16 protein-coding genes are annotated in these 14,212 nt (G+C 63.3%); 12 read left to right on the top strand and 4 right to left on the bottom strand.

The window, feature by feature from the left end; all coding sequences use genetic code 11:
• Positions 1-46 precede the first annotated feature (46 nt).
• Complete coding sequence (locus CDV46_RS16035) at positions 47-1,357, top strand: THUMP domain-containing class I SAM-dependent RNA methyltransferase (RefSeq protein ID WP_087723607.1); 1,311 nt, start codon at positions 47-49, stop codon at positions 1,355-1,357.
• A 98-nt stretch (positions 1,358-1,455) separates the two neighbouring features.
• On the opposite strand, the gene CDV46_RS16030 is transcribed toward CDV46_RS16035, so the two are convergent.
• The 4 genes from CDV46_RS16030 to CDV46_RS16015 form a co-directional block, all read right to left on the bottom strand.
• On the bottom strand, positions 1,456-2,223 hold the full coding sequence (locus tag CDV46_RS16030) for a 5'-methylthioadenosine/adenosylhomocysteine nucleosidase (RefSeq protein ID WP_087723605.1): 768 nt from the start codon (positions 2,221-2,223) through the stop codon (positions 1,456-1,458).
• A 121-nt stretch (positions 2,224-2,344) separates the two neighbouring features.
• A complete protein-coding gene (locus tag CDV46_RS16025) occupies positions 2,345-3,787 on the bottom strand; it encodes an NAD(P)(+) transhydrogenase (Re/Si-specific) subunit beta (RefSeq protein ID WP_058377457.1) in 1,443 nt (480 codons plus the stop codon).
• Complete coding sequence (locus CDV46_RS16020) at positions 3,784-4,104, bottom strand: NAD(P) transhydrogenase subunit alpha (protein WP_058377458.1); 321 nt, start codon at positions 4,102-4,104, stop codon at positions 3,784-3,786. Before CDV46_RS16020 ends, CDV46_RS16025 begins: the two co-directional genes overlap by 4 nt.
• Before the next feature lie 16 nt (positions 4,105-4,120).
• A complete protein-coding gene (locus tag CDV46_RS16015) occupies positions 4,121-5,251 on the bottom strand; it encodes a Re/Si-specific NAD(P)(+) transhydrogenase subunit alpha (RefSeq protein WP_087689266.1) in 1,131 nt (376 codons plus the stop codon).
• 397 nt (positions 5,252-5,648) lie between these two features.
• Here CDV46_RS16015 and CDV46_RS16010 point away from each other — a divergent pair, with 397 nt between their 5' ends.
• From CDV46_RS16010 to CDV46_RS15960, 11 genes are all read left to right on the top strand, one after another.
• Positions 5,649-6,125: an NUDIX hydrolase gene (locus CDV46_RS16010; protein WP_087723603.1), complete on the top strand. Its 477-nt coding sequence runs from the start codon at positions 5,649-5,651 to the stop codon at positions 6,123-6,125.
• A complete protein-coding gene (gene mnmA / locus CDV46_RS16005; protein ID WP_176399098.1) occupies positions 6,122-7,294 on the top strand; it encodes a tRNA 2-thiouridine(34) synthase MnmA in 1,173 nt (390 codons plus the stop codon). Before CDV46_RS16010 ends, mnmA begins: the two co-directional genes overlap by 4 nt.
• Positions 7,295-7,367: 73 nt before the next feature.
• Positions 7,368-8,969 carry an FMN-binding glutamate synthase family protein gene (locus CDV46_RS16000; protein ID WP_087689260.1) on the top strand — a complete coding sequence of 534 codons (1,602 nt, stop codon included), beginning with the start codon at positions 7,368-7,370 and terminating at the stop codon, positions 8,967-8,969.
• 216 nt (positions 8,970-9,185) lie between these two features.
• Positions 9,186-9,986 carry a helix-turn-helix transcriptional regulator gene (locus CDV46_RS15995; RefSeq protein ID WP_249277614.1) on the top strand — a complete coding sequence of 267 codons (801 nt, stop codon included), beginning with the start codon at positions 9,186-9,188 and terminating at the stop codon, positions 9,984-9,986.
• Complete coding sequence (sctF, locus tag CDV46_RS27170) at positions 9,983-10,201, top strand: type III secretion system needle filament subunit SctF (protein WP_170936034.1); 219 nt, start codon at positions 9,983-9,985, stop codon at positions 10,199-10,201. The genes CDV46_RS15995 and sctF overlap by 4 nt, the downstream gene beginning before the upstream one ends.
• Positions 10,198-10,635 carry a DUF1039 domain-containing protein gene (locus tag CDV46_RS15985; RefSeq protein WP_087723599.1) on the top strand — a complete coding sequence of 146 codons (438 nt, stop codon included), beginning with the start codon at positions 10,198-10,200 and terminating at the stop codon, positions 10,633-10,635. Before sctF ends, CDV46_RS15985 begins: the two co-directional genes overlap by 4 nt.
• Positions 10,632-10,979, top strand: coding sequence for a type III secretion system inner rod subunit SctI (gene sctI / locus CDV46_RS15980; RefSeq protein WP_087689251.1), 348 nt, complete (start codon positions 10,632-10,634; stop codon positions 10,977-10,979). Before CDV46_RS15985 ends, sctI begins: the two co-directional genes overlap by 4 nt.
• Positions 10,980-10,996: 17 nt before the next feature.
• On the top strand, positions 10,997-11,746 hold the full coding sequence (gene sctJ, locus CDV46_RS15975) for a type III secretion system inner membrane ring lipoprotein SctJ (protein WP_087723598.1): 750 nt from the start codon (positions 10,997-10,999) through the stop codon (positions 11,744-11,746).
• On the top strand, positions 11,743-12,411 hold the full coding sequence (locus CDV46_RS15970) for a type III secretion system domain-containing protein (RefSeq protein ID WP_176399097.1): 669 nt from the start codon (positions 11,743-11,745) through the stop codon (positions 12,409-12,411). Before sctJ ends, CDV46_RS15970 begins: the two co-directional genes overlap by 4 nt.
• A complete protein-coding gene (locus tag CDV46_RS15965; protein ID WP_087723594.1) occupies positions 12,387-13,076 on the top strand; it encodes a hypothetical protein in 690 nt (229 codons plus the stop codon). The genes CDV46_RS15970 and CDV46_RS15965 overlap by 25 nt, the downstream gene beginning before the upstream one ends.
• The gene (locus tag CDV46_RS15960) at positions 13,069-14,199 is read left to right on the top strand and encodes a TyeA family type III secretion system gatekeeper subunit (protein WP_087723592.1); all 1,131 of its coding nucleotides are present in this window, start codon (positions 13,069-13,071) and stop codon (positions 14,197-14,199) included. Before CDV46_RS15965 ends, CDV46_RS15960 begins: the two co-directional genes overlap by 8 nt.
• Positions 14,200-14,212: the final 13 nt, after the last annotated feature.

Here is a 14,212-nt window from a genome sequence, read left to right as displayed (position 1 = left end):
TTTATTCCCTCTGCCGGCGCCCCGTGCGCCGGCCGTACGCATCACTATGGCTTCCTTCGAATTTTTCGCACCCTGTCCCCGTGGACTGGAAGAAGCGCTCGCCGCCGAGCTGGCTGAACTGGGGCGTCTGGCCCCCTTGTCGGTCGGCAAGCAGGTGCCCGGCGGCGTGCACTTTGCGGGCCCGTGGGCAGCCGGCATGGCCGCCAACCTGCATTCGCGCATTGCGAGCCGCGTGCTGCTGCGCATCGCTCAGCAAGGCTATCGCACCGAACAGGACATTTACGCCTTCGCCCTCGGCCAACGCTGGGAAGACTGGTTCTCGTACCAGCAGACCCTGCGCGTGGACGTCACGGGCATCAAGGCACCGGTGCGCAGTCTCGAATTCGTCACGCTGCGCATCAAGGATGCCGTGTGCGACCGTCTGCGCGAGAAGACCGGCTCGCGCCCCAACATCGATACGTCTGAACCCGATGTGCGCGTGTTCGCGTTTCTGACGGCGACCGACGCGACGCTTTATCTCGATACGTCCGGCGAGGCGCTGTTCAAGCGCGGCTGGCGTCTGGACAAGGGCGCGGCGCCGCTGCGCGAGAACCTTGCGGCAGGCATTCTGCGTCTGGCCGGCTGGCGCACGGACACGGCTGCCGACATGGTGCTGTACGACCCGATGTGCGGCAGCGGCACGTTCCTCGCCGAAGCGGCACAAATTGCGCTTGGCGTGCCGGCCGGTGTGGCGCGCCGCTTCGGTTTCGAGAAGCTCAAGGGCTACGACATCAACGCGTGGCAGACCATGAAGGTGCAAGCGCAGGAAGCGCAACGCGATGCCCGCGTGCGCGGTGTGCCGTCGACGATTTTCGGCAGCGATATCTCGGGCGACATGCTGGTCAAGGCGCGTGCGAATCTGGAGCGCGCGGGAGTGGGCGACGTGGGCCTGAAGCAGGTGGATGCGCGCGACATGGCGCCGCCGGTGGATCGTCCTGGCATCATCGTGGCAAACCCGCCGTATGGCGAGCGTATTGAAGTGCGCGGCCGCCGTTCGCCGCGCGACGCTGGGGAAGATGGCGATTTCGAATCGTCGGGCGGTCGCGGCCAGTTCCAGCGCGCGCAGCCGGACGGCGTGGATGCGCAGTTCTTCAAGGCCTTCGGTGACATGCTCAAGCAACGCTTCACGGGCTGGAGTGCTTATCTGCTGACGGCCGACATGAGCTTGCCCGGCCAGATGCGTCTGCGCGAATCGCGTCGCACGCCGCTCTTCAACGGCGCGCTCGAATGCCGTCTGTTCCGCTTCGATCTGATTGCCGGCTCGGTGCGCAAGCGCCCGCAGGAAGGCGAGGCCGAAGGCAGCAAGCCCGAGGCATGATCTGCACTTGTGCACTTGTGCACTTGGCAGTGGTAATGCCAAGACATAACGCCATGAAAAAAGACCGGCCATTGGCCGGTCTTTTTCGTTGTGCGTGCCTAGCTTCGCGCTGACAGAAATCGCGCAAGAATGCCGTGCGAATACACACTCGCGACATCGCGCAGAAATCTCGGAAAATCGACGTGAGCCGCATCGTCGGCGGCGTCGGAGAGCGTGCGCATGACGGCAAACGGCACGCCATATTCATGGCACACCTGTGCGACCGCTGCGCCTTCCATTTCCACTGCCAATGTCTGCGGCAACGCCTCGCGCAAGCGCGCGACTTCCCCGGCGCTGCTGATGAACTGATCGCCACTCGCGATTTGTCCGACGTGCACGCGCGGTGCGCTCATGCCCAGTTCGCTTCGTGCGTCCGCCGTGACGTGGTCCGGCATCTCTTGTGCGAGCCAGTCGCGCGCGGCTTGAGCGAGCGCGTCGCGTAACGACGGTTCGGTCTCGAACGTGGCGCGGCCGAGCAGGGGCACTTCGAAACGCGGGAAAAGGGGGCTGGCGTCGAGATCGTGCTGCACGAGGGTGTCGGCCACGACGACATCGCCGACAGCGATTCCGTGGGCGAGGCCACCCGCGAGCCCGGTGAAGACGATTTCGCTAACGCCAAAACGGTGAATGAGGGCTGTGGTTGTCGCGGCGGCGGCCACTTTGCCGATGCGCGCGAGTACGATCACGCAGTCTTGCCCGTGGAGCTGCCCCACGTGATAGTCGCGCATGCCGAGGTGTTCGACGCGGGCACCGGGGGCCATTTCCGCGAGCAGGTCGGCAATTTCTTCATGCAGAGCGGCAACAATGCCGAGCGGGCCAGACGTCATGGCGCGATTCCGTGTGCCGTAAGGCAGGGTGAGAATGAGCGCGCATTGTAGCGCGGGGCGACTTTCGCCGCCCCGCTTGTCCTGCGTCGTGCGCCATTGCAGCGCACGGGTCCGTGCGGCCTTAGTCGACGGCCTTGACCATTTCTTCGACCACTTTCTTCGCGTCGCCGAACACCATCATCGTCTTGTCGAGATAGAACAGTTCGTTATCCAGCCCGGCGTAACCGGCGGCCATCGAACGCTTGTTCACGATGATCGTCTTGGCCTTGTAGGCTTCGAGAATCGGCATGCCGGCAATCGGCGATTGCGGATCGTTCTTTGCGGCCGGGTTCACCACGTCGTTCGCGCCGAGCACGAGCACCACGTCGGTCTGACCGAATTCACCGTTGATCTCGTCCATTTCCAGCACTTGATCGTAGGGGACTTCGGCTTCTGCGAGCAGCACGTTCATGTGACCGGGCATGCGGCCTGCGACCGGGTGAATCGCGTAGCGCACTTGCACACCCTTTTCGGTGAGCTTGTCGGTCAGTTCCTTGAGGGCGTGCTGCGCGCGCGCCACGGCCAAGCCGTAGCCGGGCACGATCACGAGCGATTCCGCATTGCTCATCAGGAACGCGGCGTCGTCAGGCGAACCTGACTTCACCGGACGTTGCTGCTGTTCGCCGCCTGCCGCTGCTGCACCCGCTTGGGCGCCGAAGCCGCCGAGAATCACGTTGAAGAACGAGCGATTCATTGCCTTGCACATGATGTACGAGAGAATCGCACCCGACGAGCCAACCAGCGAACCCGCGATGATCAGCATCGGGTTGTTCAGCGAGAAGCCGATACCGGCGGCGGCCCAGCCCGAGTACGAGTTCAGCATCGACACGACCACCGGCATGTCGGCACCCCCGATCGGGATGATGATCAGCACGCCCAGCACGAAAGCGATGGCCGCCATCAGGATGAACGGCAGCCAGCTTTGCGACAGGAAGAAGATCACGCCGAAGCCGAGCATGGCGATGGCGAGCAGCAGGTTGATCGTATGCTGCCCCGTGAACTGCACCGGCGCGCCTTGAAACAGGCGGAACTTGTACTTGCCAGAGAGCTTGCCGAACGCGATAACCGAGCCCGAGAACGTGATCGCGCCGACGAACGTGCCGATGAACAACTCGATGCGGTTACCCGGCGGCAACAACGTTTCACCCGCAGGCACGATGCCGAACGCGGCCGGTTCTGCGACTGCCGCAACGGCGATACACACCGCCGCCAGACCAATCAACGAGTGCATGGCCGCGACCAGTTCCGGCATCTTCGTCATCTCGACCTTGCGAGCGACGTAAGCACCGATGCCGCCACCGACGACGAGACCCGCGAGGATCAGGCCGAGGCCCGAATAGTTGCCGCCCGAGAGCCTGCGCAATTCGTAAATCAGGGCAATCGTGGTGACGGCCGCGATGGCCATGCCGATCATGCCGAACGCGTTACCGCGCCGCGCCATCTTCGGGTTCGACAGGCCTTTGAGTGCCTGAATGAAACAGATCGACGCAACCAGATAGAGCAACGTGACGAGATTCATGCTCATTGCTTGTTCCCCTCAGCCTTAACAGGCTTGTCTTTCTTCTTGAACATCTCGAGCATGCGCTGCGTGACGAGGAAGCCCCCGAACACGTTCACGGCTGCCAGTGCCACCGCCACGACACCCATCGTCTTCCCGAGCCCGCCTTCCGTCAGGCCAGCCGCGAGCATGGCACCCACGATCACGATGGCCGAAATGGCATTCGTGACCGCCATCAGCGGCGTGTGCAGCGCCGGTGTGACGTTCCACACCACGTGATAGCCGACGTACACCGCCAGCACGAAGATGATCAGATTGATCACCGTGTGATTGATCATTTCCATTCTTGTGTCTCCCCCCTTAAGCCGCGCGCAGGACTTGGCCGTCGCGGCACATCAGGCACGCGGCGACGATGTCGTCGTTGGTATCGATGACGAGCTTGTTTTCCTTGTCGATCACCAGCTTGAGGAAGTCGAGCACGTTGCGCGCATACAGGGCCGACGCGTCAGCGGCGACCATACCCGCGAGGTTCGTGTAACCGGCAATCGTCACGCCGTGTACCTTCACGATCTCATCAGCCACCGACAGCGGGCAATTGCCGCCGCCGTTCGCACCACGCCCTGCGGCGAGGTCGATGATGACCGAGCCCGGCTTCATGGCTTTGACGGTGTCTTCCGCGATCAGCGTCGGCGCAGCACGCCCCGGGATCAACGCGGTGGAGATGACGATGTCCGCTTGCGTCAGACGCGTATGCACGAGCTGCGATTGGCGGGCAAGCCAAGCCGCAGGCATCGGACGAGCGTAGCCGCCCACACCCTTGGCGATCTCGCGTTCTTCATCTGTCTCGAACGGTACGTCGATGAACTTCGCACCGAGTGATTCGATCTGCTCCCGAACCGCCGGACGCACGTCCGACGCTTCAATCACCGCGCCCAGACGTTTGGCCGTAGCGATGGCCTGCAAGCCTGCAACGCCAGCGCCCAGCACAACGAGACGCGCGGCCTTGACCGTACCGGCCGCCGTCATCAGCATCGGCATGAAACGCTGATACAGATTCGCGGCAAGCATCACGGCCTTGTAACCGGCAATGTTGGCCTGTGAAGACAGCACGTCCATGCTTTGCGCGCGCGTGGTGCGCGGCGCGGCTTCGAGCGCGAACGCGGTAATGCCCGCGGCGGCCATGCGTGAGTTGTTTTCGGCGTCGAACGGATTGAGCATGCCCACGAGCACCGTGCTGCGGGGGATCTGCGCAAGTTCTTCCGGGGATGGGGCGCGCACTTTGAGGACGAGTTCCGCCCCCAATGCCTCGGCCGCGCTGCCAATGGAAGCACCTGCGGCGACAAAAGCGGCGTCGGGGACGCTGGCTGCGTCTCCTGCGCCATGTGCAACGACCACCTGATGACCTGACGCGACCAGCTTCTTGACCGTTTCTGGCGTGGCCGCCACACGGGTTTCGCCGGCAAGCGTCTCGGCGGGGATGCCGATTCTCATTGCGTCTCTCCTTGGGTTTGTGAACTGATCTCATCAACGGCCAAGGAGCCGCAGCCAGTGCTGCTGGGGGAGCAAGGCGGCCGGAGAGGCGCCCCGCGCCGGCCATATCGCCACTGATGACATTAGTCCTGCAACAAACCACTGCGAACGAACTACTGCACAAACCGATGAGGCGGTACTGCCACTGCACACTGCTGGTGCTCGCAGCTTACCCGAAGATGACAAACGCGCCTATTGCGCGAAACGGCATATGGATATTCGCGCCGGAGGGGGTGACGCGGCCATACAAGGCCGACCGACCGGTCGGTCGCCCCCCCCGTCTTGAGCGCCGATTACCGCCAGACGGTAAAATGTCGCTTTTATCGGGGTAACGTCCCGCGACCAGTGAGGATGCGCCATGGATGAGCGCTGGAAGCCCAACGTGACGGTCGCGGCGGTTGTCGAGCGCGACGGCCGCTTTCTCTTTGTCGAAGAGCAGAAAAGCACGGGCCTGTTGATCAATCAACCGGCCGGGCATCTCGACCATGGCGAATCGATTCTCGACGCGGTTGCGCGCGAGGTGCTTGAGGAGACGGCGTACGTCTTCACGCCACGGCAACTGCTTGGCGTCTATCTGGCACCGGGCCCGGGCGACATCACCTACCTGCGTTTTGCCTTCACCGGCGAGCTTGGCGAGCACGACGCTTCGCGCACGCTCGACGAGGGCATCGTGGGCACGGTCTGGCTCACGCCAGACGAGATGCGCGCCCAGCGCGCGCGTCACCGCTCGCCGCTGCTGGAGCGGTGCGTGGACGATTACCTGCGGGGCGTACGATACGACCTCGCGCTACTTCAGACCCATCCGGCGGTGACCGATGGGCAAGGCAATACATGAGTCAAAAACGCGTAGTAGTGGGCATGTCGGGCGGCGTGGATTCGTCGGTCACGGCATGGCTGCTCAAACAACAAGGCTACGACGTCGTCGGTCTGTTCATGAAGAACTGGGAAGACGATGACGACAGCGAATATTGCTCGACCCGGCAGGACTGGATCGACGTGGTGTCGGTCGCCGACCTGATCGGCATCGATGTCGAAGCCGTGAATTTCGCTGCCGAATACAAGGACCGCGTGTTCGCGGAGTTCCTGCGTGAATATTCGGCGGGCCGCACGCCCAATCCGGACGTGCTGTGCAACGCCGAGATCAAGTTCAAGGCCTTCCTCGATCACGCCATTGCATTGGGCGGCGAGACGATTGCGACCGGGCACTACGCCCGCGTGCGCGAACGCGAAGGGCGCTTCGAACTGCTCAAGGCGGTCGATCACACCAAAGACCAGAGCTACTTCCTGCATCGCCTGAATCAGCACCAGCTCTCGCGCACGATGTTCCCGCTCGGTGAAATGCCGAAGACGAAGGTGCGTGAAATCGCAGCCCAAATTGGCCTGCCGAACGCGAAGAAGAAGGATTCGACGGGCATCTGCTTTATCGGCGAGCGTCCGTTCCGCGACTTCCTGAATCGGTACCTGCCGACCAAGCCGGGCCCGATGAAGACGCCCGACGGTACGGTGGTGGGCGAGCACGTCGGTCTGGCGTTCTACACGCTGGGTCAGCGCAAGGGCATCGGTCTGGGCGGTAGCCGCGATGGCTCCGGCGAGCCATGGTTCGTCGCACGCAAGGACATGGCGAACAACACGCTATACGTGGTGCAAGGTCACGATCATCCGTGGCTGCTCTCGGGCACGCTGAACGCCGAAGACGTGTCGTGGGTTGCGGGCGAAGCCCCGGCCGGCGGCCTGCGGTGTGGTGCCAAGACGCGCTATCGTCAGGCCGACGCAGCGTGCGAAGTCGTGCAGGCGAGTGCCGAAGCGCTGACGTTATCGTTTGCCGAGCCGCAATGGGCTGTCACGCCGGGTCAGTCGGCGGTGCTCTACGACGGTGATATCTGTCTGGGCGGCGGCATCATTGCGTCCACCACGGCCATCGATCCGGCAACGGCCGCTGCTAACTCGGCGGCCACCGGCAACGCGACGAACGCCGCGAATCAAACGATCCTCAATACGCATTAAAAGCCGCCGGCGCTCGCCGGGGGGACACCCGGCAGCGTGCCGGCGTGTGTCCCCCCAAAAGCAAGGAGGTTTCATGTTTTCGCGCCGATTCCTGGCACTGTGGCTGGCTGTCGCGTTGCTCGCCGCAACGCTTGCGTTAGTGCTGTTCGACGGATGGCATCCGTTATGGCCGCTACCGTTCGCGGCGTTGGTGGCGCTCGGGGCATGGGACGTGGTGCAGCAACGCCACGCAGTGTTGCGCAACTACCCGCTGTGGGGACATTTCCGTTTTCTGTTCGAATTCATTCGACCGGAAATCCGTCAGTACTTCGTGGAAGACGACACGTCCGAGACACCGTTCTCGCGGGCGCAACGCAGCATCGTCTACCAGCGCGCCAAGGGGGACGTCGACAGCCGCCCCTTCGGCACCGAAATCGACGTGAAGGCCGCGGGCTACGAATGGATTGCGCATTCGCTGGCGCCCACCGTGCTTGATAACCACGACTTCCGCATCACCATCGGGCCCGATCGCGCGCAGCCTTATTCGGCGTCGATCTTCAATATCTCGGCGATGAGTTTCGGCGCGTTGTCGGCCAATGCCATCCGCTCGCTCAACCGGGGCGCCAAGCTCGGCAACTTCATTCACGACACCGGCGAAGGTTCGATTTCGCCGCATCACCGCGAGCAGGGCGGTGACCTGATCTGGGAAGTGGCGTCGGGGTATTTCGGCTGCCGCAACGACGACGGTACCTTCAGTGCCGAGAAATTCACCGCGCAGGCCACGACGCCGCAGGTGAAGATGATCGAGGTGAAGCTCTCGCAAGGGGCGAAGCCGGGTCACGGCGGGGTGCTTCCGGCCGCGAAGATCACGCCCGAGATTTCGGCGACGCGCGGCGTGCCGATGGGGCAGGACTGCATTTCGCCCGCGCGTCACAGCGAGTTCTCCACGCCGCTGGGTCTGCTGCAATTCGTCGATCGTCTGCGCAATCTGTCGGGCGGCAAGCCGACCGGCTTCAAGCTGTGTATCGGGCATCCGTGGGAGTTCTTCGGCATCGTCAAGGCGATGCTGGAGAGCGGCATCCTGCCCGACTTTATCGTTGTCGATGGCTCGGAGGGTGGCACCGGTGCTGCGCCGCTGGAGTTCACCGATCACGTCGGCACGCCGCTGCAAGAGGGGCTGCTGCTCGTGCATAACACGCTGGTGGGCGCGGGGTTGCGCGACAAGATCCGCATTGGTGCGTCGGGCAAGATCGTGACGGCGTTCGACATTGCGCGCACGCTGGCGATTGGCGCCGACTGGTGCAACTCGGCGCGCGGCTTCATGTTTGCCATCGGCTGTATTCAGTCGCAGAAGTGCCATACCGACCGCTGTCCGACCGGCGTCGCCACGCAAGACCCGCTGCGTCAGCGTGCGCTCGTGGTGCCCGACAAGGCCGAGCGCGTTCATCAGTTCCACCAGCACACATTGCACGCGTTGCAGGAGCTGATTCAGGCCGCAGGGCTGGCGCATCCGTCCGATCTTCGGGCGCATCACATCGTCAAGCGTGTGTCGTCGAACGAGATCCGCCTGATGTCGGAGTCCCTGAAGTATCTCGAACCCGGCGACCTGCTGCGCGGACAATTCCGCTACCAGCTTTACGAGAAGTATTGGCCGATGGGACGGGCCGACAGCTTTGCGCCGGCGACGGCGGCTTGAGCAAAACCGCAAAGCATCAGAGGAAGGAAAAACAACAACCCGGCGCGAGAACGCCGGGTTTTTTCATGGATTCGACAATCGGGGAGCAGAACCCGTAACGCAGCGGCGACACCACTCACTTTAAGGTCTCCACCGGATGACATTCGCAGGCGCACCCGCCTATCTTGCGAAGACTGACTTTGTCATCCCGCCCTGAACTTCCGTACAGGAGGACCCATGAGTACGGTGCGATTTCTCATCAGCCGCAACGACACCAATCTGAAAGTGAATGGTCTCGTGCAAGCCTTGCCCGCCGGTAGCATGACGGCAACCAGTTCCGATGCGGAAACAGACGCCTCGGACGGCACGACCGCACACGATTTTCATGTGTGCGATTTGCAGGCGTTGTATCCGGATGTGGTGGATCTGCTCGACCGGCGCCCGCTCGGCGTCTTTCATCGGCAGGCGGCGCGCACGCTATTGCTTGAGCCGAGCATGCTCGATGTAGCCGTCGCGTTGCAGAACATCGACCGCATGGCCATGTTGCGGTTCTTCTATGTCTATTGCCTGTGTCGCGATCAGCGCTATTTCTCCGCGATGTTGCGGCAGTCGATCGCAGGCAGCCATTCATTGTTCGATTTTGTCGAAGCCAACTTCCACAAGCCGTGGCCGGTGGGACGGCTGGCCGACGAGTTCGGCATGCCGCTTCGCAAGTTCCGCTATCTCTTTCAGCAAACGTACGGCATGCCCGCCAAGCAATGGCTGCTTGAACGACGCTTGCGGCTTGCGCGCGATCTGCTGCTCTCCACGCGACACAAGGTGCTCGACATTGCGCTCGAATGCGGTTTCACGAATCACGCGCATTTCACCGATACCTTCCGCAAGCGTTTCGATTGCGCACCCACGGAGATTCGTCTCGGCACTCCCCCGCAGCGTGGCGGCCAGCGCGTGGCGATGACGCGCGCCGATGCCTACGCCGCCATGCGCGCAGATCTTGTCGCCGGGCACGGCGCGCTAGCCGACGGAGGCGTGGTGTGAACGTCGAGGAAATCAACAGCCAGTTCGGCGAATCGTCGCGCCGGGTGTCGGAGCAGGCGATGCAAAGCCTGCGCACGCGAAAGCTCGATGACCCGGCACAGATGATCGCCGTGCAGTTCGAATTGCAGCAGGCGACGACGCTCTTTGGCCTGCACAGCTCGATTATCAAGCTCATCAAAGATGTGTTGATGGGCATCATCGCCAAGATCGCATGATGTCAGCGGCCCGTGAAACGATGCCGGACCGGCAAACGGATGCCATCTCCGCTGCCGGTCGATGGCTCGACGTGTCGACGCGACAGGCCATCGTCGAACTGGCGTTCGCGGGGGCGTGCCACGGCATGGCAACCGAAGCGCGGGCTATCCTCGATGCGTTGCCCTGTCTGATTGACGACGTCGAGACACGGCAGTGGCTGCACACGGCACTGCTGATGGCGCTGGGCGATGTCGAGGCGGCTCGCGCAGCGCTCGTCAACGACGCGCAAATTGCGGCATCGGATCCGGCAGCAACGCAGGTTCTGTATGACTGGCTCGCCGCAACGGCGGCCTTACCGTCGATCGCACCGAGTGCACCCAGTGCAGCAAGTGCGTCGAGTGCGAACGACGCCTCGCGCAACCTTCCCGAAATTCATTCCTTCTCCAGATCATGAGTGTCGATTCGATCCACGAAAGCGTGCAGCGGATCACCGCTGTCAGCCTGCCGACGTCGCGGCCAACCCTTGCCGAAGCGGGCGAAGCCACCCGCTTCGCCGAGGTGCTGGCGCACGCAGCGCCCTTGCCCGAGCATCACTTGTTGAGTGCCGCAGGCAAGCTTGCAGCGAACACCGACAACCTGACGACGCGCGTCACGCTCGACGACCGCACGCTGAACGATCCACAACGCCTGCTTCAATTGCAGCGCGATTTGACCGAGCGCGTGCTGTCGCTCGAACTTGTCGCGAAAGTGGCCGGTGCCACGACGCAGGGTGTGAACAAACTTGTTCACATGCAATGACGCGGGGGATTTCATTCATGCGTCTGCGGTGCGTGGTTGCGGTGCTGGCGCTTGCGTTTCTGGTATCGGGTTGCAAAGAGGATCTGCATCGCGGATTGGGTGAGACCGAAGCCAACCAGATGCTCGCGCTGCTTCTCATTTCGGGGATGGACGCCGACAAGCGTGCGGAGACCACGGGGGCGACAGTACGTGTAGCGAGAAACGATTTCGTGCGTGCTGTCGAAGTGCTGCGTCAGCACGGCTTGCCCCGTGAAAAGCGCGCTTCGGTGGAGGATGTCTTCCCGCCCGGGCAACTCGTGAGTTCGCCCGTGCAGGAGCAGGCAAAGCTGGTCTATCTCAAAGAGCAACGACTTGAGCGAATGCTGGCCGCCCTCGACGGGGTGATGGTCGCCGAAGTCTCGATCGCTCAGGTGCCGATCGATTCCGCCGGGCGCGCAACACTGCCGCCCGGCGTTGCCGTTTTCGTGAAGTACAGCCCGGAGATCAACATGGCCAAACGCATGACGGATATTCGCAGCCTGATTCACGACAGCGTGCCCGGCGTCGTGCCGGAGCGTATCAGTGTCGTGATGCAACCGGCCGACTATCGTTTGCCTCGCGTGGCACTTGCCACGGAGACGACGAACGGCGAGCCGCAAGCGAGTCGTGGCGCGATGAGCCGATGGTGGTTCGCCGGCGTTGTCGCGGGCATCGCCCTGTTCGCCGCCGCAATACTCGCGTGGCGAGTTCGGTCGAAAGGGCAGGTACGGGTGCCGGAGGCGCTGTGACAGCGGCGGTCGATATCCGGGTGATCTCCTTCGAGGCCACACAACTGGTTCAACTCATCTGGCAGCCGGGGCGTTTTATGGATGCCGGTTGGTGGCAAGCGCTGGACATGTCGCCCTGGCAATATGTCTATCACCACCAGCCGGCGACGCGCCCACCAATTGATCGATGCCTGGTCGAACGTCGTGGGTGGCCGACGACACCGGACGGGCTGGGTTTGGCACTGCCGCTGAGTGACGCCGCGTGCGTGACGTTGCGTCTGGTGCCGAATCTGCGTCGTGTGGCACTGGCGTACGCGCTACGCATGCTGGGGTGCCCCGACTATCTGTGGCTCGGGGATTATCGACGCGCCCTGTCGCCTTGGCTGGATGCGTGGCAATGTGATCGCTTGCTGCTGACGCGCCGTGACTGGCTGGGGCGCGCGGCGTTCACACCCGACCAGCTTGTCGATGCCGCGTTCACCGCGATGGCGGCCTTGCTCGACGCTATGCCCGCAAGCCCTTCCCCCTCCTCGGACGTCAGTGTCGCCTGCCAGGCGACGCGTATCTTGTTGCCACCGGGCGAATCGGAACGGCCCGCGCACGTCGACCTGACGGCGCCGCCGGACCTTTGGGCGCGAATGGCGGCATTGGAGAAGATGTTATGTCTGTCATCGACTACCCGCTGACGTCGATAGAAACGCTGGACGGCCCTGTTCCCCAGGGCGCCATCATTGCGCGCGAGACACTCGATCTGATGCGCGAAGAATCCCGATGCCGTGAACAGTGGCTGGCCGAAGCCAAGGCCTGCCGCGACGCGGCGGTGGTTGAGCGCGAACGTGCTCAGATCGACAGCGACGCCATGTGTGCTGCCTTGCTGGACGCGGCACGCGTACAGTCGCAGCAGCACGCGGCGCAGTGTGCGGAAGATGCGCGTCGGGAGGCGATCGCACAAACCCTCGACTGGCTGGTCGACGAGGCCTCGATCGAGCGCGCGACCGTGCATTCGCTTGAACGCCGGATCGCCGAGGCACTGATCGGTGCACTCTCGAATTTTGTTGCAACCCTCGATATCGGCGAACGCTTTGCCCATCGTGTGGCCAACACGTTGCCGTCGTTGGTGCGCGAAGGCGCGCTGGTGTTGCGTGTGCCACCGGCTCACCACGAAGCGGTGGCGAGCGCGCTCCAGCGGGAGAATATCGTGCTGGCGTGTACGCCTGACACGACCCTGAGCGGCCACCACGCACGTATCGAGAGCGAATGGGTGACGCTCTGCCTCGACCTCGACGCGGACCTCGCGGCCGTCGTCGAACGGTTGCGCGTGGCACCCAGTCTCGAAGTGGCTTATGGTTGATCGCGTCCAGACACCGGGTAATGCCAGACCGGGCACGACCGGAGAGAACCGTGCGCTCGAAAGCATCCTCGACGACGAGATGCTGGAACTTGAAGGCGCGGTGCCCAACCCGGGCCGAGGGATGGCGCGTGTCGCCAGACCCGCCGGCGAAGGGTACATCGCGATGATCGAGTCGGCCATCGCCCGAGATGAAGAGGCCGCGCTCGCGGAATCTCAGGAAAATCTCAGCCTGGCCCTGGGGGTTCGTTTCCGTCGGCCCGGCCGCCCCGAGCCGCGCGACGACAAGGCCAGGGCGCGTGCGTTGCTGGAACAGCAGACGAGGCAACTTGAACGCGTCAGCGCGCCGCAGCTCGATCGGCTGCGTCAGCAATTGCGTGACCTGCCTCATGTGCCCGATCCTCGTGAATTGATACGCCGCGCTGGCCTATCGGCGGGGCACGCGGCGCTGGTGGTTTGCGCTTGGCTTGCCGACGGCGGCCTGCATCCGGCAGCACGCAGCCGTTTGCGTCGCCTGCTCGACGAACTCACGTCCGGTGATGACTGGGCCATCGAGGCCTTCGCCGTGCTCGAATGCGGTAACCCCAGTGCAGCATTGCTCCAGCAACTCAAGACACTTTACCGACAGGCGCACGGCCAACAGCGCTCGCTTGTGCAGTGGTTCGACGAATGTCGCAAGTTCGGGCAACGACGGGCCCGTCTGCGGGCACTGTTGCAAGCGCTGGGGCTGGAGTTGGGTGCGCAGAACGCCGATGCCGACACCGCACATCTGGCGGCGGTGATCGATGACTTGCGGCGTGTCGTTCTCTTTCTATCGCTGGAATCGACCTGTGAGCAGTCCGCCGCGGCCATGCGAGCGGCCGGATATGGCGCCTGTGAGACCGATACGATGATCGCCGAAATGCTCACGTTGCTCGATCAACCGTGGGCGGGGGCGGAATGGCTCGCACAGCGTGCGACGTATCTTGGGATGACGTCGCGCGGTGTGCGCTATGCGTTTTCCCGCGAGCTGACGCAGTTGGTGAAAACGGCGCACGACGGCTGCTTTCGGGATGAGACGCAGCGTGACGCCTTGAACGAGGCGCTCGACACGTGGCGGACAGGCATTGCGCAGGAAGACTTGTAGCCGCACATGGGGA

It is taken from the genome of Pandoraea sp. PE-S2T-3, from assembly GCF_002179965.1.
Classification (GTDB): Bacteria; Pseudomonadota; Gammaproteobacteria; order Burkholderiales; family Burkholderiaceae; genus Pandoraea.
Note: the sequence above shows the minus strand (reverse complement) of the source record. Positions and strands in the feature narration are given on the sequence as shown.

What these genes read in the sequence shown, in the direction of transcription:
- CDV46_RS16035 (WP_087723607.1), top strand. Translation starts at nt 47, where the DNA reads ATGGCTTCCTTCGAATTTTTCGCACCCTGTCCCCGTGGACTGGAAGAA.
- CDV46_RS16030 (WP_087723605.1), bottom strand. Translation starts at nt 2,223, where the DNA reads ATGACGTCTGGCCCGCTCGGCATTGTTGCCGCTCTGCATGAAGAAATT.
- CDV46_RS16025 (WP_058377457.1), bottom strand. Translation starts at nt 3,787, where the DNA reads ATGAGCATGAATCTCGTCACGTTGCTCTATCTGGTTGCGTCGATCTGT.
- CDV46_RS16020 (WP_058377458.1), bottom strand. Translation starts at nt 4,104, where the DNA reads ATGGAAATGATCAATCACACGGTGATCAATCTGATCATCTTCGTGCTG.
- CDV46_RS16015 (WP_087689266.1), bottom strand. Translation starts at nt 5,251, where the DNA reads ATGAGAATCGGCATCCCCGCCGAGACGCTTGCCGGCGAAACCCGTGTG.
- CDV46_RS16010 (WP_087723603.1), top strand. Translation starts at nt 5,649, where the DNA reads ATGGATGAGCGCTGGAAGCCCAACGTGACGGTCGCGGCGGTTGTCGAG.
- mnmA (WP_176399098.1), top strand. Translation starts at nt 6,122, where the DNA reads ATGAGTCAAAAACGCGTAGTAGTGGGCATGTCGGGCGGCGTGGATTCG.
- CDV46_RS16000 (WP_087689260.1), top strand. Translation starts at nt 7,368, where the DNA reads ATGTTTTCGCGCCGATTCCTGGCACTGTGGCTGGCTGTCGCGTTGCTC.
- CDV46_RS15995 (WP_249277614.1), top strand. Translation starts at nt 9,186, where the DNA reads ATGAGTACGGTGCGATTTCTCATCAGCCGCAACGACACCAATCTGAAA.
- CDV46_RS15985 (WP_087723599.1), top strand. Translation starts at nt 10,198, where the DNA reads ATGATGTCAGCGGCCCGTGAAACGATGCCGGACCGGCAAACGGATGCC.
- sctI (WP_087689251.1), top strand. Translation starts at nt 10,632, where the DNA reads ATGAGTGTCGATTCGATCCACGAAAGCGTGCAGCGGATCACCGCTGTC.
- sctJ (WP_087723598.1), top strand. Translation starts at nt 10,997, where the DNA reads ATGCGTCTGCGGTGCGTGGTTGCGGTGCTGGCGCTTGCGTTTCTGGTA.
- CDV46_RS15965 (WP_087723594.1), top strand. Translation starts at nt 12,387, where the DNA reads ATGTCTGTCATCGACTACCCGCTGACGTCGATAGAAACGCTGGACGGC.
- CDV46_RS15960 (WP_087723592.1), top strand. Translation starts at nt 13,069, where the DNA reads ATGGTTGATCGCGTCCAGACACCGGGTAATGCCAGACCGGGCACGACC.